General features: G+C 70.9%; 16 protein-coding genes. 9 read left to right on the top strand and 7 right to left on the bottom strand.

What is annotated here, in order from left to right; all coding sequences use genetic code 11:
• Positions 1 to 52: 52 nt before the first annotated feature.
• The 4 genes from AB0B39_RS10910 (at position 53) to AB0B39_RS10895 (ending at position 3,748) form a co-directional block, all read left to right on the top strand.
• Positions 53 to 1,042 carry a carboxymuconolactone decarboxylase family protein gene (locus AB0B39_RS10910; RefSeq protein WP_357574172.1) on the top strand — a complete coding sequence of 330 codons (990 nt, stop codon included), beginning with the start codon at positions 53 to 55 and terminating at the stop codon, positions 1,040 to 1,042.
• A 9-nt stretch (positions 1,043 to 1,051) separates the two neighbouring features.
• Positions 1,052 to 1,504, top strand: a complete 453-nt coding sequence (locus tag AB0B39_RS10905; RefSeq protein WP_357574171.1) for a DUF6220 domain-containing protein — start codon at positions 1,052 to 1,054, stop codon at positions 1,502 to 1,504.
• Positions 1,501 to 3,240 carry a multicopper oxidase family protein gene (locus AB0B39_RS10900; RefSeq protein WP_357574170.1) on the top strand — a complete coding sequence of 580 codons (1,740 nt, stop codon included), beginning with the start codon at positions 1,501 to 1,503 and terminating at the stop codon, positions 3,238 to 3,240. The genes AB0B39_RS10905 and AB0B39_RS10900 overlap by 4 nt, the downstream gene beginning before the upstream one ends.
• A gap of 88 nt (positions 3,241 to 3,328) precedes the next feature.
• Positions 3,329 to 3,748, top strand: coding sequence for a VOC family protein (locus AB0B39_RS10895; protein ID WP_357492728.1), 420 nt, complete (start codon positions 3,329 to 3,331; stop codon positions 3,746 to 3,748).
• Between the two features lie 99 nt (positions 3,749 to 3,847).
• On the opposite strand, the gene AB0B39_RS10890 is transcribed toward AB0B39_RS10895, so the two are convergent.
• A complete protein-coding gene (locus tag AB0B39_RS10890) occupies positions 3,848 to 4,888 on the bottom strand; it encodes a glycoside hydrolase family 11 protein (RefSeq protein WP_357492726.1) in 1,041 nt (346 codons plus the stop codon).
• A 442-nt stretch (positions 4,889 to 5,330) separates the two neighbouring features.
• Here AB0B39_RS10890 and AB0B39_RS10885 point away from each other — a divergent pair, with 442 nt between their 5' ends.
• Both AB0B39_RS10885 and katG read left to right on the top strand, forming a co-directional pair.
• Positions 5,331 to 5,759, top strand: coding sequence for a Fur family transcriptional regulator (locus AB0B39_RS10885; RefSeq protein WP_357574169.1), 429 nt, complete (start codon positions 5,331 to 5,333; stop codon positions 5,757 to 5,759).
• Between the two features lie 23 nt (positions 5,760 to 5,782).
• Entirely contained in the window at positions 5,783 to 8,059 is a 2,277-nt protein-coding gene (gene katG / locus AB0B39_RS10880) for a catalase/peroxidase HPI (RefSeq protein ID WP_357492722.1), read from the top strand.
• An 85-nt stretch (positions 8,060 to 8,144) separates the two neighbouring features.
• On the opposite strand, the gene AB0B39_RS10875 is transcribed toward katG, so the two are convergent.
• Positions 8,145 to 8,855: a DNA alkylation repair protein gene (locus tag AB0B39_RS10875; protein ID WP_357574168.1), complete on the bottom strand. Its 711-nt coding sequence runs from the start codon at positions 8,853 to 8,855 to the stop codon at positions 8,145 to 8,147.
• Positions 8,856 to 9,010: 155 nt separating this feature from the next.
• Between AB0B39_RS10875 and AB0B39_RS10870 the strand changes: the two genes are divergently transcribed.
• The gene (locus tag AB0B39_RS10870) at positions 9,011 to 9,625 is read left to right on the top strand and encodes a dihydrofolate reductase family protein (protein WP_357492718.1); all 615 of its coding nucleotides are present in this window, start codon (positions 9,011 to 9,013) and stop codon (positions 9,623 to 9,625) included.
• Between the two features lie 126 nt (positions 9,626 to 9,751).
• On the opposite strand, the gene AB0B39_RS10865 is transcribed toward AB0B39_RS10870, so the two are convergent.
• Positions 9,752 to 11,140: a PHB depolymerase family esterase gene (locus AB0B39_RS10865; RefSeq protein WP_357492716.1), complete on the bottom strand. Its 1,389-nt coding sequence runs from the start codon at positions 11,138 to 11,140 to the stop codon at positions 9,752 to 9,754.
• 282 nt (positions 11,141 to 11,422) lie between these two features.
• Here AB0B39_RS10865 and AB0B39_RS10860 point away from each other — a divergent pair, with 282 nt between their 5' ends.
• Positions 11,423 to 12,436: a PaaX family transcriptional regulator C-terminal domain-containing protein gene (locus AB0B39_RS10860; RefSeq protein WP_357574167.1), complete on the top strand. Its 1,014-nt coding sequence runs from the start codon at positions 11,423 to 11,425 to the stop codon at positions 12,434 to 12,436.
• Between the two features lie 76 nt (positions 12,437 to 12,512).
• Positions 12,513 to 13,331, top strand: a complete 819-nt coding sequence (locus AB0B39_RS10855) for an SAM-dependent methyltransferase (protein ID WP_357574166.1) — start codon at positions 12,513 to 12,515, stop codon at positions 13,329 to 13,331.
• 22 nt (positions 13,332 to 13,353) lie between these two features.
• Here AB0B39_RS10855 and AB0B39_RS10850 read toward each other — a convergent pair whose 3' ends face one another.
• The 4 genes from AB0B39_RS10850 to AB0B39_RS10835 all read right to left on the bottom strand — a co-directional run bounded on the left by AB0B39_RS10850 (position 13,354) and on the right by AB0B39_RS10835 (position 18,872).
• Positions 13,354 to 13,725: a metalloregulator ArsR/SmtB family transcription factor gene (locus AB0B39_RS10850; RefSeq protein ID WP_007461709.1), complete on the bottom strand. Its 372-nt coding sequence runs from the start codon at positions 13,723 to 13,725 to the stop codon at positions 13,354 to 13,356.
• A gap of 170 nt (positions 13,726 to 13,895) precedes the next feature.
• Positions 13,896 to 15,938 carry a copper resistance protein CopC gene (locus AB0B39_RS10845; protein WP_357574165.1) on the bottom strand — a complete coding sequence of 681 codons (2,043 nt, stop codon included), beginning with the start codon at positions 15,936 to 15,938 and terminating at the stop codon, positions 13,896 to 13,898.
• Between the two features lie 171 nt (positions 15,939 to 16,109).
• Complete coding sequence (locus AB0B39_RS10840; RefSeq protein ID WP_357574164.1) at positions 16,110 to 17,612, bottom strand: FAD-binding oxidoreductase; 1,503 nt, start codon at positions 17,610 to 17,612, stop codon at positions 16,110 to 16,112.
• Between the two features lie 213 nt (positions 17,613 to 17,825).
• Entirely contained in the window at positions 17,826 to 18,872 is a 1,047-nt protein-coding gene (locus AB0B39_RS10835) for a polysaccharide deacetylase family protein (protein WP_234581226.1), read from the bottom strand.
• Positions 18,873 to 19,536 lie beyond the last annotated feature (664 nt).

Raw genomic sequence — 19,536 nt, 5'->3', positions numbered from 1 at the left:
TGTCTGCGGCGGCACGACGTTTTCCCAGCCCGCCGCGGCGAGCATCGACCTCATGACATACCGCTTCTTCACCCCCGTTCCCACGAAGGCGGTCACCGGCCGCACCGCGGAGGTCTACCAGCAGTCGCGTGAGGACTTCCTCGGGCCACTGCCCACCTTCCAGGTGCTCTCGGCCGTGCCGGAGGTGCTGGCCGCGACCTGGTCACTGCTGCGCGAGGCCCTGCTCGCCGGGGACGCGTCCCGGGTCGAGCGCGAACTCGTCGCGGCGGCCGTGTCCCGAGCCAACCGCTGTCAGTTCTGCATCGACGCCCACGTGCTGCTGCTGCACGCCCTGGGCGAGCACTCGCTGGCCGAGGTGGTCGCCCGGGGCGGGACGCCAGCCGACCCGAGGCACGCCGAACTCGCCCGCTGGGCCCAGGCCAGCCGCAGCCCCCGGGCCGCCGACTGGCGCAGCCCGTACGGCCCGGAGGTCACCGGCACCCTGCTCGCCTTCCACTTCATCAACCGGATCGTCTCGGCGCTGCTCGACCCCGACCTGCTCCCCGGCGGCCTGCAACGCGCACCGCTGGTGCGTTCGGTCGGGGGTCGCCTGTACGCCAGGGCCGCCCGGGAGCCGAGGGAACCCGGACGCAGCCTGCCGCTCCTCGATGCCGGTCCGACGCCGCCGCCGGCCTGGGCGGGGGACAGCCCCGTCGGTCTCGCCTACGCCTCGTTGCGAACCGCCGCCACCCGGGGCGGGGACCTGCTGGGCGACGTGGCCCGCCAGACCGTGACGGCAACCGTGCGCTGGGAGGACGGGCGGTTCCCGGCCCGGCCCGCCGACTGGGCCGTCGACCTCGTCCGGGACGTGCCGGGACGGGACCGCATCGGAACCCGGATCGCGTTGCTGGCGGCGTTCGCGCCCAGCTCGATAAGCGTGGGGGACGTCGCCCTCTGGCGGCTGTCGCACCCCGCCGACGCCGACCTCGTCCGGCTGGTCGCGTACGGCGCGATCACCGCCACCGACCACGTCGCCCAGGCCCTGGCCTCGGCGCACCTCTAGGAGCCCACCATGCGTAAGGCATTCGTCGTCAGCGCCGCACTCCTGCTCGTCGCGTTCGCCGTCCAGTTCGTCTTCGCCGCCGTCGGCGCGTTCACGAAGCCCGGGGGCGACGGCGCGTACGCCCTGCACAGCGCCAACGGCATGGCGGTGATCCCCGTCCTCACAGTGCTCACCGCCCTGTTCGCCGCGTTGGCGAGGGCGCCGGGCCGACTCGTCGGACTGGCGATCCTGCCGTTGGGCCTCGTCGTCGTGCAGGCGCTGCTCGCCATGCTCGCCAACGGCTCCACCGACGCCGCCGGCGTCAGCACCGTGCTCGGCCTGACCATCGGTGGGTTGCACGCGATCAACGGCATCGTCGCGGTGCACGTCGTGGTCGGCGTCCTGCGGGGAGCGCGGAGGCTGGGCGGTCCGGCGCCGGTGGGCGACATCCGCGCGGCCGTCCGGGAGCAGGAGCTGGCATGACCACCGGCTCGCTGCTCGTGGCGGACCTCGTGCTCGCCGTTCTCACCGCCGCCGGATGGCTGGGCGGCGGCGCCGCGGCGGCCGCCCGACGCCGTCCGCTCGCCCTCGGGCTGGCCGCCCTCGCGCTGCTCGCCACGCTCGGCCGTGCCCTCACGGTGATCGCGCTCGCCCGCGCCGGCTGGTGGTTCGCCGCGGAGAAGGTCCTCGTCGCCGCGCCCCTGTCGCTCGCCGCGGTGATCGTCGCCGGGCCGCGGCTGCTGCGGGCCGCGGGCGACATCAGGTCCGTCGCGGTCCCGCTCCTCTTCGCCGGGTACGCCGTGAGCGGCGCCCTGCTCGTGACGATCCTGCACGGCTATCCGGCGTCGCCGTCGACGGGGTTGCTCGCGGTCGCCGGGATCGGCTCGGCGACGGCGGTCACGTGGCGCTTTCTCGACGCGCGCCCGTCCCGGACGGTGTCCCGCGCGGCCACCGTGACGACGGTCGCTGCCCTGCTGGCCGGAACCGGGCTGGCCGTCGCACCGGACACCGCGACCGCCGTACCGCATGATCATGGCTATCCGCAGATCCGGACCACCGACGAACCCACTCGGCGGTTCACCCTGACGGCCGGGACGGCCACGGTGAACGTGGGTGGCCGCGACGTAGCGGCATGGGCGTTCAACGCGCAGGTACCCGGGCCGGAGTTGACCGCCACCGTCGGCGACGTCGTGGAGGTGACGCTGCGCAACCGGGACATCGGGCGGGGCGTCACACTGCACTGGCACGGGTACGACGTGCCGAACAGTCAGGACGGGGTGCCCGGCGTGACGCAGGCAGCGGTGCTGCCCGGCCAGGAGTTCGTCTACCGGTTCCGTGCCGATCAGGCCGGGACGTACTGGTACCACACCCACGCGGTGTCCGACGTCGGTGTGCGGATGGGCCTCTACGGCGTCCTGGTGGTGCGCCCGGGGCCGACGACCGGCCTCGACGTCACCGTGCCGGTGCACACCCTGGCGGGTCGTCCACTTCCCGCGGCGAGAGTGGAGCGGGTCGAGGCCGGTGTGCCGGTACGGCTGCGTCTGATCAACACCGACAACACGACGCACCGCTACGCCCTGGCCGGGACCGCCTTCCAGGTGGCCGCGATCGACGGCTTCGATCTGCGGGGTCCGACGCCGCTCGTGGACACCGCGGTGCTGATCCCGGCCGGGGGCCGCTACGACCTGGTGTTCACCGCGCAGGCCACCCCGGTGGCGCTGTTCGTCGACGGACGGGTGGTCTGGTCCACCGGGGAGGTGTCGACGGCGACCGGCGGGTGGCCCGTCCTGGACCCGCTCACCTACGGCGTGCCGGCTCCGGCGCCGTGGACCGGGTTCGACCGGGAGTTCACCCTCGTCCTCGATCGTGGTCTCGACCTGCACGGACTGCTCCCGCGATACGCCCACACCGTGAACGGCGCGGCCGATCCGGACATCCCGCCGCAGGTCGTGCACCGCGGCGACGTCGTCCGCTTCACGATCGTCAACCGGTCGCAGACCGTGCACCCGTGGCATCTGCACGGCCACCACGTCCTCGTGCTGTCCCGTACCGGCTCGCCGGCGATCGGAAGTCCGCTGTGGCTGGACTCGTTCGACGTCCGGCCGGGTGAGGTGTGGGAGGTGGCGTTCCGGGCCGACAACCCGGGGATGTGGGCCAACCACTGCCACAACCTGGGGCACGCCGACGCCGGGATGACGCTGCACCTGATGTACTCGTGATCTCCCGTGCGGTTCCCGGTTTCGGCCCCACCCTGGCGGGAACCCCGTCGCCGCCCGTGCAGCGGAGGCAGGCGACGAGGAGGCGGCTATGACGCTGGCCAACCCGGCTCCGGACTATTTCGAGCCCGAAGACGGCATGTTCCTGGCGACCCTGCTCATCGTCCGGGACATCGATCGGTCGCGCGAATACTACGAGCGCGTGTTCGGGGCGACGTGCGTCCACGACGCGAACCCGCTGATCATGAAGTTCTTCAACAGCTACATCATTATCAACGTCGAGGGCGGCCCGACTGACGACAAGCCGACGGTCCAGGCCAAGGCCCCGACGGACTCCAACACCCTGAGCTGCGCGATGAACGTCCGCGTCCGGGACATCCGCACGCTCTACGCCGAATGGAAGGCCCGGGGCGCGGATTTCCTCACCGAGCCGAAGGACCACGGCACCGAGATCCGTTGTTACCTCCGCGACCCCGACGGCTATCTGGTGGAGATCGGCCAGGGGCTCTAGTCGCGAGTCCCATCGCCGGCCGCCGGATCGGACAGGCGCAGCACCCGGCCCCGTCGCGTGGCGGCGGGGCCGGGTGTCGGTGCGCGGAGTCGGTCGGGATCAGCTGGTTCCGCAGGTGACAGTCGGCCAGTTCCAGTTGCCGTTGGCCATGACCGTTATGCCGAAGTTGTTGCCGTTGCCGTTCGGCCTGGCGGTGACGGTTCCGCTGGTGCCGCTGACGGAGGCGTTCCAGCTGTTCTGAATGCTCTGGCCGCCGCCGAGACCGAGTCGGACGACCCAGTTGTTGGTGCCGCTGACCGCGACGTTGAGATTGAAGCGGTCGCCCCACTGCTGACCGGCGGAGAGCGTCGCGTTGCAGGTGCCGTTCCCGGGGTTACCGGTGGTGGGTCCGGAGGTGGGCCCGGAGGTCGGGTTGCCGCCGCCGCCCTCCTGGACGGTGACGTCGGAGCTGCCGCTGCTCTGGTAACCCTCGGTGGCCATGATCTGGTAGCTGTGGTTGGTGCCGAGGTTCAGGCCGGCGCGGGCCCAGGCGTCGAAGTGGTTGGCGGTGGTGATGGTGCCACTCGAGCGCTTGTTCTGACGGACGCTCCAGTACTGGTAGAACGTCTGGTTTCCGTCGATCGACGGAGCGTTGACCCGCTGGCTGCGCAGGATGTCGTAGGTGCCGCCGTCAGTGGTCACCGTGCCCAGTCGCTGGGCGCCGCTGCTCGGGTTGTAGCTGCCGAAGTTCTCCACCACGTAGTACTCGATGAGCGGGTTGCGCGTCCATCCGTACAGGGCGAGGTAGGTGTTGTTGTTCCCCGGGTTGTAGTTGGCCGAGTAGCTGACCGTCCGCCGCGAGCCGGTGGCCCAGCCCTTGCCGCCGACCCAGTTGTTGGTGCTGCGGTCCCAGCTGCTGGAGTACCGGCCGTTTTCGCGCAGCGTCATGCTGGCGTTGCCGCCGTCCTTCCAGAAGGAGAAGTAGTAGCCGTTGTGCGTGCCGGTCAGGCTCGAGGTGAGCGTCCGGTCGGCCTCGGCGTACGCGTTGGTCGCCGTCACCGTGCCGGCGACGGCCAGGACGGCGGCGCACGCGGCGCCCAGGAGAAGCCGGATGCGGCCGCGCCTCCCTCGCCTGGTGGGGGTGTGGCTGGTGTCGGTCATGTGGGTGGTTCCTCCTCGTAACGGCCACGGCGTGGTGCCGCGTGGTGGTGGTTGGCCGGTCGTCCTGCACGACGACCGGAGGAGTGGGCCGTGGTGGCTGGTGCTGACGGTGATTGAACGTCGTCGATGGCGACCGTATTAACCCGGTCGTCGACTTGTCAACAATTTCCGGAAACGCCGTGGCAACGTCGCGCTGGCCTCCCGCAGCGGAGGGGGCGCGCGTCGAGGCAGGTCAGTAGTCAATCAGAGTTCGGTATCGTCATACGAATGTCGGCGCTGGCGACGGCCGCCCCGGTCGGAAGCCCCCGAAATTTCCGAAGACTTTCCGGACCTTGGCCAGCGGGAGCGCGGGAAGTGGGTCCCGGAGAGGTTGCCGCCACTTCCGCGTGCCGGATCGGGTGAAACTTGATCCGTTCCAAAAAAGTGAGCTAGTGTTCGTCGGGTGATGCCCGACTTCGAGGCGCAACTGCGAGCCGCCTCGCTGCGCGTGACCCGGCCCCGGCTGGCGGTGCTCGCGGCCCTGCGCGACCACCCCCACGTCGGCACCGACGCGGTGATCGCGCTGGTGCGGGCGGAGCATCCCACCGTGTCCCACCAGGCCGTGTACGACGTACTGCGTGTGCTCACCGACGCCGGCCTGGTCCGCCGGATCCAGCCCGCCGGTGCCACCGCCCGCTACGAGTCCCGGATCGCGGACAACCACCACCATGTCGTGTGCCGCTCCTGCGGCGCCATCGCCGACGTCGAGTGCGCCGTCGGTCACGCACCCTGTCTCACCGCCTCGAACGACCACGGCTTCGTGGTCGACGAGGCGGAGGTCGTCTACTGGGGCACCTGCCCCGGTTGCGCGACCGCCCGCACCTCCCAGTGATCCGCCAGTTCGGAAGGAAGTACATGAGCGACACCCAGGACAACCGCCCCGCCAGCGCGCAGGGCGTGGACGAGAAGGCCGCAGCAGGCTGCCCGGTCGCGCACGACTCGGTGACCGCGCACGGCAGCGAGAGCGAGAACCCGGCGATCGACTCGCCGACCCCGAAGACCGGTGGTCGTCCGCGCACCAACCGGGACTGGTGGCCCAACCAGCTCGACCTCTCGGTCCTGCACGCCCACTCGTCCAAGGGCAACCCGCTGGGTGCGAACTTCTCCTACGCCAAGGAGTTCGCCAAGCTCGACGTCGAGGCCCTCAAGCGCGACATCGTCGAGGTCCTCACCACCTCGCAGGACTGGTGGCCGGCCGACTTCGGCCACTACGGCGGTCTGATGATCCGGATGAGCTGGCACGCCGCCGGCACCTACCGCATCGAGGACGGCCGCGGTGGCGCCGGCGACGGCGGTCAGCGTTTCGCCCCGCTCAACAGCTGGCCGGACAACGCCAACCTGGACAAGGCCCGCCGGCTGCTCTGGCCGGTCAAGCAGAAGTACGGCCAGAAGATCTCCTGGGCCGACCTGATCGTGCTCGCCGGCAACGTCGCCCTGGAGTCGATGGGCTTCAAGACCTTCGGCTTCGGCTTCGGTCGCGAGGACGTGTGGGAGCCCGAGGAGATCTTCTGGGGTCCGGAGGACACCTGGCTCGGCGACGAGCGGTACTCCTCGGAGAAGGAGATGGCGGCCGGCGTCGGTTCGACCGAGATGGGCCTCATCTACGTCAACCCGGAGGGCCCCCGCGGCAACGCGGACCCGATGGCGGCGGCGCACTTCATCCGGGAGACCTTCCGTCGGATGGCGATGAACGACGAGGAGACCGTCGCCCTCATCGCCGGCGGCCACACCTTCGGCAAGGCCCACGGCGCCGGTGTCGCCGACGGGCACGTCGGCGCGGAGCCCGAGGGCGCCCCGCTGGAGGCGCAGGGCCTCGGTTGGCTGAGCACCCACGGCAGTGGCAAGGGCGCCGACACGATCACCAGCGGTCTCGAGGTGACGTGGACCGACGTCCCGACGCAGTGGAGCAACCGCTTCTTCGAGATCCTCTTCGGCTACGAGTGGGAACTCACCACCAGCCCGGGCGGGGCGAAGCAGTGGGTCGCCAAGGACGCCGAGGCGATCATCCCGGACCCCTTCGATCCGGCGAAGAAGCACAAGCCGACGATGCTCACGACCGACCTGTCGCTGCGCGTCGACCCGGCGTACGAGAAGATCTCGCGTCGCTTCCTGGAGAACCCCGACCAGTTCGCGCTGGCCTTCGCCAAGGCGTGGTACAAGCTGCTGCACCGCGACATGGGCCCGATCGAGCGCTTCCTCGGACCGTGGGTGGCCGAGCCGCAGCTCTGGCAGGACCCGGTGCCGGCCGTCGACCACGAGCTGGTGGGTGACGCCGACATCGCCGCGCTCAAGGCGAAGGTTCTCGAGTCCGGTCTCACGATCGATCAGCTGGTCTCCACCGCCTGGGCGTCCGCCGCGAGCTTCCGGTACACCGACAAGCGCGGTGGCGCCAACGGCGCGCGGATCCGCCTCGAGCCGCAGCGCAACTGGGAGGTCAACCAGCCCGAGCAGCTCGCGTCGGTGCTGAGCACTCTGGAGGGCATCCAGCAGGAGTTCAACGCCGCAGGTGGGGCGAAGATCTCGCTGGCCGACCTGATCGTGCTGGCCGGCTCGGCCGCGGTCGAGAAGGCGTCGCGCGACGCGGGTGTCGAGGTGACCGTGCCGTTCCGGCCGGGCCGCACCGACGCCACCCAGGAGCAGACCGACGTCGAGTCCTTCCGGGTCATGGAGCCGCGCGCCGACGGGTTCCGCAACTACCTGCGCCCGGGTGAGAAGACCCAGCCGGAGGTGCTGCTCGTCGACCGTGCCTACATGCTGAACCTGACCGCGCCCGAGATGACCGTCCTCGTCGGCGGTCTGCGGTCGCTCGGCGCCAACACCGGCGGCAGCCAGCACGGCGTCCTCACCGACCGGCCCGGTGTGCTCACCAACGACTTCTTCGCCAACCTGCTCTCCCCGGGCACCCGGTGGAGCGCGTCGAAGTCCGACGAGCACGTGTACGAGATCCGGGACCTGGCCACCGACGAGGTGAAGTGGACCGCCACCGCGGTCGACCTCATCTTCGGCTCCAACTCCCAGCTGCGGGCCCTCGCCGAGGTCTACGCCAGCCAGGACGCGCGCGACAAGTTCGTGCAGGACTTCGTCGCGGCCTGGACGAAGGTCATGGAGCTCGACCGGTTCGACCTCGCCTGATCCTGCGTCACCGACGAGCCCCGGCCGATCCGTCAGCGATCGACCGGGGCTCGTCCGCGTCCTGCCGCCGACCGCCTGACGTCCGTCAGTCCAGCCCGGACAGGTACTCGCTGCGTCGCTGCGGCTCGAACTTCTCGATCGCGTACCGCAGCATGACGCGCGGCATGACCCGGTGGTGCCGGGCCAGGAACTCCTCCTCGGCCGCCCGGTCGCGGTTGCCCACCTCGCGCAGCATCCAGCCCACCGCCTTGCGGACCAGATCGTGCGGGTCGTGCAGGAGCCGTTCACCCAGGCGAAACGTCCAGTCGAAGTCACCGACCCTGATGAAGGCGAAGGTCGCCATGATGGCGATGCGCCGGTCCCACACCAGGTCCGACGCGGCCAGGCGATCCAGGACGCTCCGGTCCTTGTCGATCAGCCACGGCCCGAGGATGTACGGGGCGGACGAGTCCACCAGGTCCCAGTTGTTGACGCGGTCCGTGTTGTCCAGCAGGAGACGGACGACGCGGCCCCGTTCCTCCTCGTCGCCCCGGCTGAACTTGCGGACCAGAACGAACAGCGACGTCAACCTCTCCTCGTGCACGTCGCCCGTCAGCAGCTCCGCCGTGTCGGTCAGGGAGAGATCGCGCCAGTACCGGGCGGCGATCCGCCGCTGGTCTGGTACGGAAACGCCGATCGCGCGGTCGCCCTCGCCGTAGCCGCCGGGGACCAGCTGGAGGAGCCGGCTCGATCCGGCCGCCCGGGCCGGGTCGGCGAGGCGCGCGAGGTCGTGGCGGACGTCGGCGGGCGTGGCCATGTCTGGGCAACCTACCGGGCGCGTCCGACAGTTCGGTCGTGTTCGGTGGCGTTCCGTCCGCGGCGCGCGGTGCGAGAGGCCGGTGAGTGTCCGACCAGTTTGGGATGCTGGGGCCGTCTCTCTGCCGACAGCACCTGATCTGAAGGAGCACTGCGATGGCGAAGGTCATCTCCACGCTGTTCATCTCGGCCGACGGCGTGGCCGAGATCGACCCCGACTGGCACTTCCCGTACTTCGACGACAACATGGGCCGCGCCGTCACCGAGGACTACGACACGTCCGACGTGCTGCTCATCGGCCGGGTGACCTACGACAGCTTCGCCGGAGCCTGGCCCGACCGGGAGGCGGCGGGTGGCGAGGACGCCGGGTTTGCCAAGCAGCTCGGGGACGTGCGCAAGGTCGTCGTGTCCCGCCAGCCGCTGGAGTTCTCCTGGCGCAACTCGGAGCTCGTCGACGGCGATCTCCCGGCGGCCGTCGCCGCGCTCAAGGCCGACGCCGGAATCAAGGGCATCCTCATTCCCGGGTCGATCTCCGTGGTGCAGCAGCTCCTCGCCGCCGGGCTGGTCGACGAGCTGCGCCTGCTGGTGCACCCTGTGGCGGCGCGCAAGGGCCGCAGGCTGTTCGACGACGGTGACACCCCGTACCACCTGCGGGTGACGGCGACCGAGGTGTTCCCGACGGGCGTGCTCCGCGTGATCTACGCGCCGACCGACGCGCCCGGCGCGGTCGGCTACGACGAGGTCAAGGACCAGGTGCCCGCAGGAAACTAGGCGACCCGGCCGCCCACCTGGTCGGCCGCCCGACGCCTGGTCCGAGCCGGCCCCGTCGCTGCGCGCGACGGGGCCGGCCCGATCTCGTCCGGGCTCGGACAGCTCAGCCCTGGTGGAGGTCCGCGATCAGGCGATCGTGCAGGTCGCGCCGTTGAGTGTGAACGAGCTCGGTCGGGCGGTGTTGCCGGTGTGCGTGGCCTGGAAGCCGATCGTGACCGATCCGTTCGGCGGGATGCTGGCGTTGTAGGCGACGTTCCGGGCCGTCACCTGGCCGGACGTGGGGGAGTAGGTCGCGTTCCAGCCCGAGGTGATGCTCTGCCCGCCGGGCAGGGTGAACACGAGCGACCAGCCGTTGACGGCGCTGGCACCGGTGTTGGTGATGGTGAAGTTCTCGGTCAGGCCGGTGTTCCAGGCGTTGACGGCGACGCTCACCCGGCACGCGCCGGAACCCGGCGGCGGCGTGGTCGGGTTCGGGGGCGGCGTGGTCGGGTTGGGTGGCGGCGTCGTGGGGTTCGGGGGCGGCGTGGTCGGGTTGGGTGGCGGCGTGGTCGGGTTTGGCGGCGGTGTGGTCGGGTTCGGCGGGGCGGTCAGGCCGAAGAAGGCGACGGCGGCAGCGGCCATGCCGGCGGAGGGCAGGCTGTGCCCGGCCCCCTGGATGCTGTACGCCTCGACCTGAACGGTCCCGCTCGCGTCGGCGTACCGACGCCGGTTCCAGCCGGATTGCGGTGTGTCGGTGGAGGTGGGTGTCTGGCTGAGCCCGAACACGTTGGTCCACTGCTCGATCGTCTCCTGCAGCAGCGAGTACGGCACGAGGGTGTCGCTGGTGCCGTGCCACAACTGCACACGCGGGCGGGGGCCGGAGTAGCCGGGGTACGCCTGACGGACCGCGTCACCCCACTGTTGCGGGGTGCGGTTCATGTTCCCGCCGGTGCACTGGCTGCTCCCCGGTGGATAGTCCGCCGCGTTGGCGAAGCAGTTGTAGGGGACTCCCATGAACGCCGCGCCGGCCTTGAACACGTCGGGATACAGCGCCAGCATGTGGTTGGTCATCATGCCGCCGGACGAGCTGCCGGTGGCGTACACCCGGTCGGGGTCGCCGCCGTACTGCTGCTGGGCGTAGCGGATCATCGAGATGATCGACACGGGGTCGCTGCCGCCGCCGCGGCGCTTGGCGGCGTCCGACCAGGTGTCGAAGCAGTTGCCGAACCCGGCCTGCTGGGTCGCGGTCGGGTAGATCACGATGAAGCCGTACCGGTCGGCCTGGGCGGCGAACTCGCTGCCGGAGTAGAAGCCGGGGCCCGATCCTCCGCAGCCGTGCATGGCGACCACGATCGCGGGCCTGGTCGGGCGGGTGTCGGGCACGTAGACGTGCATGCGCATTCCGCCGGGGTTGTCGCCGAAGCTGGTCACCTCGGTGAGGGATGCGGCGTACGCGGGCTGGAGGGCGGGTGCCACCAGGCCGGCCGCTGCCAGCGACGTGACCAGGCCGAGCAGCAGTTTTCTTCGGATCTTCACGGGGACGACTCCTTCGATCACCTGTGCGGGTTGCGTGTGGTCGCGCGGCGGTCACGGGTGCGCCCGACTGCCCGTGGTGATCGCGCCTCGCCCACTACGTGTGCTTGCCCTGTGCCCGGCTCTGTGCGGCGTCGCGTTGCAGATAGTGTTCCTCGCGGTCGTCGAAGTGTCAATCGACGTACCTCAATTGCACGAGTGGTGGTGACCGCCGCGGCGGTCCCGGCGGCACGGACCGTCCGTCTACAGTCGGTGCACCGTCCCTGAGTCGAGCCGGGAGCGCCTGTGGCAAGCCCCTTCACCATCGAGGAGATCTATCCCGACGACGGGGACGACCCGCCGCGGCTGCCCCGGCGACAGGCCGGCAGCTCGCCGCAGGATCTCGCGGTGACCCTGCTGGCCGACTACACCCTGCGCAACCGCGCGCGGATCCCGTCCGCCGCCCTCGTCGCGCTGCTCGCCGAGGCCGGGGTGAGCACTGCCGGCGCTCGCGCCGCGATCAGCCGCCTGGCCCGTCGGGGTGTGCTGGAGGGCAGCCGGGAGGGGCGGCGCAGCTCCTACCGGATCAGCCGCGCCGCCGCCGCGAACCTGTCCAGCGGCGGCAGATGGATCCTGGCCGCCACCACCGAGGTCACGACGTGGGACGGATGCTGGACCATCGTCGCCTTCTCCCTGCCGCAGGATCACAGCACCCAGCGACGGGCCCTGCGGGGCCAGCTCCGCTGGCTCGGGTACGCGCCGTTGTACGACGGTCTGTGGATCTCGCCGTACGAACTGAGCGCGCAGGGCAGGGCCCAGCTCACCCGATTCACCCTCGGCGCCGTCACGGTGTTTCGCGGGCGGCAGGCCGCGCTCGACGTGATCGGCCAGCGCGCTCCCATCGACGCCTGGGACATCGAGGCGATCGGACGGCACTACGAGGAGTTCCTGCGGCGCTGGACGCCCCTGGTGCCGGTGCTGCGATCCGGAGCCGTCGACGGCGCGGCGGCGGTACGGGCGCGTACCGAGGTCATGGACACCTTCCGGCGGTTTCCCACCCTCGACCCCCGGTTGCCGCTGGAGCTGCTGCCGCCCGGCTGGCTCCGACGGCCGGCCCGGGAGCTGTTCGAAGCCGTCTACGACGGCCTCGCCGAACCGGCCGCGCGCCACGTCCGGTCGGTCGTCGCGCGGTTCGCCGACGGCGCGCAGCCCGGCATCCAGGCGCACACCACCGCCGACCTGCTCGCCGGTGTCTGCGGCGCGGACCCGGCTCCGGACCGGGGCGGCACGTCGGCGCCGGTCGAGAGCTGCGCGACCTGAACGGGGGCTGACGGGGTCTCCCCGCCGGCGGCCAGGTGTGTACCTTGTGGAGAACGCGCAGCACTGGGGAGGCCGGATGACGTCACGCGGTGCAGACCTTTCGGCGACCGACCGGATCGACACCTCGGTCGCGCACCCTGCCCGCCGGTACAACTACCTGTTGGGTGGCAAGGACAACTTCGCCGCCGACCGGGAGTCCGGCGACGCGCTCGCGGCCGCGATGCCCACCATCCGGCTCTCCGCCGTGGAGAACCGGATGTTCCTGCAACGCGCGGTGCGCTTCCTGGCGCGGCACGGCGTCCGGCAGTTCCTGGACATCGGGACCGGCATCCCGACCGCCGACAACACCCACGAGGTTGCCCAGGGCATCGACCCGTCGGCACGGGTGGTGTACGTCGACAACGACCCGATCGTCCTGGCCCACGCCCGCGCGCTGTTGTCCAGCACGCCCGAGGGGCGGACGGCCTACCTCGACGCCGACCTGCGCGAGCCGGAGACGATCCTCGCCCACCCCGATCTGCGCACGACACTGGACCTGACCCGGCCCGTCGCGCTGATGTTGGTGGCCATCCTGCACTTCATCCGCGACGACGAGGACCCCAAGGGCATCCTCGATCGGCTCATCGCGGCGCTGCCGTCCGGCAGCTACGTGGTCGCCTCGCACGTGACCTGGGAATACCTGCCGCCCGCCGTCACCGCCCAGCTCGAAGCCAACAACCGCGACGGCCGGTTCCAGGCCCGGAGCACCGAGCAGTTCGCGGCCCTTCTCGACGGGCTGGAGCTCGTCGAGCCGGGCATCGTGTCGGTGGCGCGCTGGCACGCCGACGACGCGCCGCAGCCGCGCCCGTCCGTAGAGGACGTGTCGTTCAACGCCGCCGTCGCCCGGGTCCGGTGACGACGACCGGCGCCGCGGTCGCTCAGCGAGTCTTCTTCGTCGGCCGCTTGCGGGGCGGCGTCAGCAGGTCGGCGATCGCCGCGATCGCCGACGGCACGATGCGGTAATACGCCCACACGCCGCGCTTCTCGCGCTCGATCAGACCGGCCTCGGTGAGAATCCGCAGGTGATGGCTCACGGTCGGCTGAGAGAGGTTGAGCGGCGCGGTGAGGTCGGTGACCGAGGCCTCGCCCTCCGGGGCGGCCTGGATCAGGCTGAGCAGCCGCAGGCGTGCCGGATCGGCGAACGCCTTCAGCACCCCCGCGAGCCGCTCGGCATCCGCGCGTTTGATCGGCTCACCGGCAAGCGGCGAAATGGCAGGCATGGCAGTCTCGGCAGTTCCCACGACAGCCATCGTTCCACCAACCTGGGGAACAGAGCGGCGGAACCGGACAAATCCCCGAGCGGATGCTGTGCTCATCACGACACCATCGACGCGTGTCGTGGCCGACGCGCCCTCGGTGGGCTCACCGGAGGACGTACGGCTGACGTCCTCCGTCGAACCGGGGCCGCGTGGGCCAGCCGTCAGGGCAGGTTGATCGTGTACTCGGCGGTCTGGACCTTCCCGTCGACCTGGAAGTCGAAGAAGGCCCGGTACCGGCCGCCGCTGGGGACGGTCAGCCAGAACGCGACAGCGCCGTCGACCAGCTCCTGCTCCGGGTGGACGTGCACGTACCCCAGGTCACCCTCGCGAACGACGACCAGGTGCCCGTACGCGCCCAGGTATCGCTGCGGCTGGACCGGCCCGGCGGCGTCGGTGCGCGTGAGCTGGAATCGCACCGGCGCGGTCACCCCGGCGGTGGGCGTCCCGGTCATCGACACCGTGAACGGTCCGGCCGTCGCCTGCGCCTGGGTCGGTGGCAACGCGGCCGGGGCGTACGCGCCCGGCACGTGGTGGTCGACGCCCAGCACGAGGGGCACCTGTCGACCGTCGGGGGCGTTGACGGAGAAGTCGGCGAAGACGCGGTAGCCACCCGGTCGGGCCAGTGTCAGGGGGATGCTCCAGGTGCCGTCGGACGCCATCGTCGGGTGCAGGTGCTGGTAGCCGCCGAGGTCGCGCCCCACCACGATCAGGTGCAACGGCTTCTCGTGCACGACGGCGAAACGCGTCGCCGGCTGCCGGTCGGTCCCGACGATCCGGAACCGGTAGTCCGCGCGTACGCCGGGCGGCTGGGTCCGCTCCAGGGGCTGCAACGTGTAACCGCCCGCACTGACCGTCGTCCCGGTCGCCAGCGTCTCACCCGCGCCGACGTCCCCCGGATGCGAGTGCGGCCCCGTCCCGGGCGCGTGGTCGTGCCCGTTCCCGGCCGACAGGGCCTCCCCGGCGCCGGTCGGCGCCCCGCCGGCGGCCCCGGGCCGACGAGCGTTCCCGGCAGTGGACGCGTCGCCGGCGCCGATGCGGGCGAGCCCGAAGCCGGCCAGCAGAGCCACCATGAGCCCGCCGACGAGCAGCGCCAGGTGGGTGTTGGTCAGTCGTGACCCGCGTGCCCCGGTGCCGTCCTGCGCCTCGGGCCGCGACCGTTCGGCGGGCGACGCGTCCTCGGGCGTGGCCAGGGCCTGCGCGGACGGCGCCGGCGCGGACTCGACCACTACCGGACCTCGCGCGCTGGAGCGCGCGCCGCTTCTCTGCGCCGGGGGTACGGCGGCGCTGCGCTGCCTGCCACCTGCCGCGCGACCGCCGCCCGTGGTCGCCGGGCTCCTGCCGGCGGTCGCCGCGTTCCTGCCGGCGGTCGCCGTGCTCTTGGCGCCGACGGGCTTGCGTGCCGAGGGGGCGACGCGACCGCCCCGGCCGGCGGGAGCCTTCGACGTGCGGACCCGGCCAGGCGATCCACCCGCGGGCGACGAACGACGACGCCAGAGGACGAATCCCGCCACCGCAGCCAGGACCGCGACCGCCCCACCGACCCCGAGCAGCGCGCCCGGGCCGCTTCGCTCCTGCGGGCGTGCGGCGGGCGCCGCAGGCGTCGTGCCGAGCGAGCCGGCGGGCGCCGCCGAGGCCACCGGCTGCTGCCCCGTGGAGGCGTGCTGGTCGATGGCCGCCAGCAGCGCGGGGTCGGGCTGCTGGGTCGGCGGTTGCCAACCCTGCGGAGCCTTGGTCGCCCGGCCGGTGTAGCGGAACGTCATCGTGCCGCGCACCGCGTCACCGTCGGAGGCCACCGACAGGTAGCTCACCGAGTACTGGCCGGCGGCGGGAAGGTGCGCGACCGACACCACCGCCGGAAAGCCTGTCGTGTACTCGCGTGGCTGGAACTGGCCGTCGACCAGGAAGTACTCCCGCACCGGCTTGGTCAGCGGCTTCGGCTCCCCGTACGTCCAGCCGTTGTCGACGCGGACGCCGTTCGGCGCGGTGACCGTGAAGTAGGCGTTGGCGCCGACCTTCTCCGTGAAGTACAGCGCCACCGACGTCAACGGCCCCGGCACCGTGGCGCCGCTCTCGGGAGTGGACATCGCGAACGTCCCGTGAGCTGCGGCGGGCTGAGCGGATGCGAGAAGGGTGACCGCCGTGGCGAGGGCGAGCGCGAGCACGCCCGCGACCAGCCGGCCGAGACTCTGGGGGAGACGACGCATCTGAATATCCTCACCGGGGTGAGGCTTTCTTCACAAGGAGCTGATCTTTTTTCGCCGACGGCAAAAGTTGCGCTCGCTCCGGTCGGCACACTCCGCCGGTGGCCACGACCGTCGCCGCGCGCCACGACCCCGGGCCACGCCCACGCCCACGCGTGGCCCGGGGCCGTCGCTTCAGCAGGTCGCGGGTGGAATGCTCTGCTCGTACTGGAAGACGTTGTGCGGGTCGTACTTCGCCTTGACCTTGCGCAGTCGGTAGAAGTTGGACCCCCAGTAGGCCGACTCCCACTCGGCCATCCCGATGTTCGGCACGTTGACGTAGGCGCCGTCGACGTACGGCCGCAGGGCCTGGCTGAACTCGGCGATCCAGGTCTGGGCGATCGGGGTGAGGGCGTCGCCGCTGTCCGGCTCCCCGCGCGTGCCCCAGCCGACGCCCGGCTCGGAGTAGAAGAGCGCGTCGCGGTGCGGGAACGCGGACCCGCCACGGGGCTCGTGCGCCTGGGCCCCGCGGCCGAACGCCTGGAGGAAGAAGTTGCTGTCGTCCGTGGGTGCCTTGTCCATGAAGGCCCGGACCACACCTATCGCCTTCTTCGGGAACGGCCGGTTGGAGAACTGCGAGAAGAACTTCCAGTTGGCGGGCTCGTCCTCGGTCGGGATCTGGAAGCCCGCGTAGATCTCGCCCCAGCCCCCGGTCTGTACGGTGACCTCGGGGCTGCCGATCGAGAGGATCGGCTCCAGCAACTCCCTCGCCTCGGCCTCCGGACCGTCGGCGAGCACCGCGAACAGCAGGATCTGGGACTTGTGGATCTCGACCTGGGTCCCGAGGCGGTAGTCGGTGAACGGAGCGATGCGCTGCCAGGTGTCGAAGATTTCCTCCAGGTCGCCCAGGCCGTCCCAGGTCGCCTGGACGTAGGCGACGCTGTGCAGCGGCGTCACCCGGTAGGTGAGTGAGGTGACGATCCCGAAGTTCCCGTTGCCCGCGCCGCGCAGGGCCCAGAGCAGGTCCTCGTGGTTGTGCAGGTCCACCTCGATCGCCTTCGCGCCGTTGGTGCCCCACGCGACCACGATCTCCGCCCCGATCAGGCTGTCGCAGGCCATCCCGAGGTAGCGGGTGAGGAAGCCGAGACCGCCGCCGAGGGTCGCGCCGGACAGGCCCACGCTGCCCTCCGTCCCGGTGGTCACCGCGAGGTCGTGCTCACCGAGCGCGGTGACCGCCTCCAGTTGGTTGAGCCCGGCGCCCACCCGCGCGGTGCGGCTTGCGTAGTCGATGTCTGTCGACTTCAGCTCGCTCACGTCGATCACGATGCCGTTGTCGACGTTCGACCAGCCCTCCAGGCTGTGCCGGCCACTGCGCACCCGCAGCGCGACGTCGTTCTGCCGCGCCCAGGTCAGGGCGTTGACCACGTCCTGGGTGTTCTGGGCGAAGACGATGACCAGCGGGTAGCGGACGAACAGCTCGTCCCAGCCGAGGCTCGCGTTCGCGTAGCCGGGATCCTGCGGGCGGACGATGCGGCCGGTCAGCTCCGCCGGCGGGCACTCCGCGGTGGAAGACGGACCCGGGCCGCCGTCGGCCGCGAACCCCGGGGTGCCGGCGGCCACGATGCCGGGAAAGACCGCGGCCCCCGCGCCGACGGCCGCCGTCGCCTTGAGTACTTCGCGACGAGATAGGTCGCGCATGGTCCGATCCTCTCGATGTGGGTTCCGCCAGCGATCGACCAGAGTGGTTCTGGCCCGGTGGCACGCAACTCACGCTATTACGGGAGAGTTATTCGGAGATGGGCGTTTTTGTCCGGAAACCCGGTCGGGTGATCGGGACGGGTCGGTTCGTGGTGTGCGGGACGGCTCGGTCCTGCGTGACGTCAGTCGACGCCACGCAGGACCGTCGCGGCGTCAGCCGGCCGTACAGGAGCGGATCTGCGGTCGGGCGCTGCTGTTGCCGTTGAACATCGTGGTGAAGCCGAACGTGTTGCCGCTGCCGTTGGGGCGCACGGTCATGACGTAGCCGCTGCTGTCCCAGGTGGCGTTGCCGTTCCAGATGGTGGAGACCTTCTGCGGCGCGGTGAGGGCGACCACCACCGTCCAGGTGCTGGTGCCGCTGACGGTGACCGAGGTGTTGTACCGGTCACCCCAGACGTTCGGCGTCGTCGCCGTCGCCGTGCAACTGCCGCCGGACGGGGGCGGGGTCGTGCTGCTGGGCGGGGGAGTCGTGCTGCCCGGCGGCGGGGTCGCGCCATCGGGTGCGACCGCGCGACCGGTGGACGGCGAGATCATGCCGGGGCAGAGATTGCGGCTGGTCAGGTTGGCCACGATCTGGCCGATGGCGTCCCGGGTGTTCTGGATCCCGTCGTGCATGAGGATGACCTGGCCGGCCTGGAGACGGCTGGCGTTCGACACGATCTGGCTGACGCTCGCGCCGTTCCAGTCCTGTGAGTCGACGTCCCAGATCACCTGCCGCATCCCGAGCGACGAGGCGACCGACTGGAGGGTCGAGTTGGTCTCCCCGTACGGCGGCCGGAACAGCTGCGGCCGGCTGCCGGTCGCGGACTGGATCGCCGAACTCGTCTGGGACAGGTCGGACTGCATCTGGGACTGGCTCATCGACGTCATGTGGGCGTGGCTCCAGCTGTGGTTGCCGACCCACATGCCGGCGGCCACCTGTGCCTGCGCCGCCGACCTGTTGTTCTGCGCGTTCTGCCCGATGTTGAACATCGTGGCCCGTACGCCGTTGGCGCGCAGCACGTTCAGCAGGGCGCTGGTGCTGCCGGTCGGACCGTCGTCGAAGGTGAGCCCGACGTAGCCGTTGCAGGTGGCGGCGCTCGACGGGGTCGCGGTGGCCACGACGACGACGCCGCATGTCGCGACGGCGGTGGCGAGGATGGACAGCACCGCACGGAGTCGCCTCGACCGTACGAGCGTGCCAGCGGAGACAGTGCTCATCTGTGCCCCTTCTACCGGGTCGGACGCGCCCCGGTGTGTGTGGGCGGCACGGTCCGGTCCGGACGTGTGGGTGGTGGGTGGGGAGATCGACCGAAGCTCGCCGGAAGCCGGATCGCATCGACCAGAATGGATCGGAGTATTGCAGCGGGAATTCCGACGCGTCAACAATTTCCGGAACCCCGGCCGGAGCCGTCCGGAGCCGCTCTCGTGCTCGACGTGACCCGGGAGCAGCCGGGATGTCGGCGCAAGGGCAACCAGGTGCTCGCAAAGGCCGGACCTTTCGGCCTCGATTCAGGGAGCACTCGATCGCGTGATCCGGAAATCTCCCGGAACTCTCGCCGGAGATCCGACCAATCGATGACGGACGTCGCCGAGGCATCTGTTGTCGACTGATTGATCAGGGCTCTGGCCAGGTTCGACAGGCCGTTCAGCGGGCGACGCTCGTCAGGTGATTCCGCAATGTTTCCGATAAACGTTGACAGTGCGCTGACGTGCTACCAATACTTCCGCCATCGACAGACCTTGACGGATGTCGATTCGGGTCGCTCGCGGCGACCTGGTCTGCCGGGCGGCGACGGCAGCCGGCCGCACCTTGGCCAACGGTCTCACGCAGGGCGAGCTGACCGCCGGCCGGATCGCCCCGCACGGCGGGCTGGGGCGGTCC

Origin of the sequence: Micromonospora sp. NPDC049114 (genome assembly GCF_040648635.1) — a bacterium.
GTDB lineage: Bacteria > Actinomycetota > Actinomycetes > Mycobacteriales > Micromonosporaceae > Micromonospora.
Note: the sequence above shows the minus strand (reverse complement) of the source record. Positions and strands in the feature narration are given on the sequence as shown.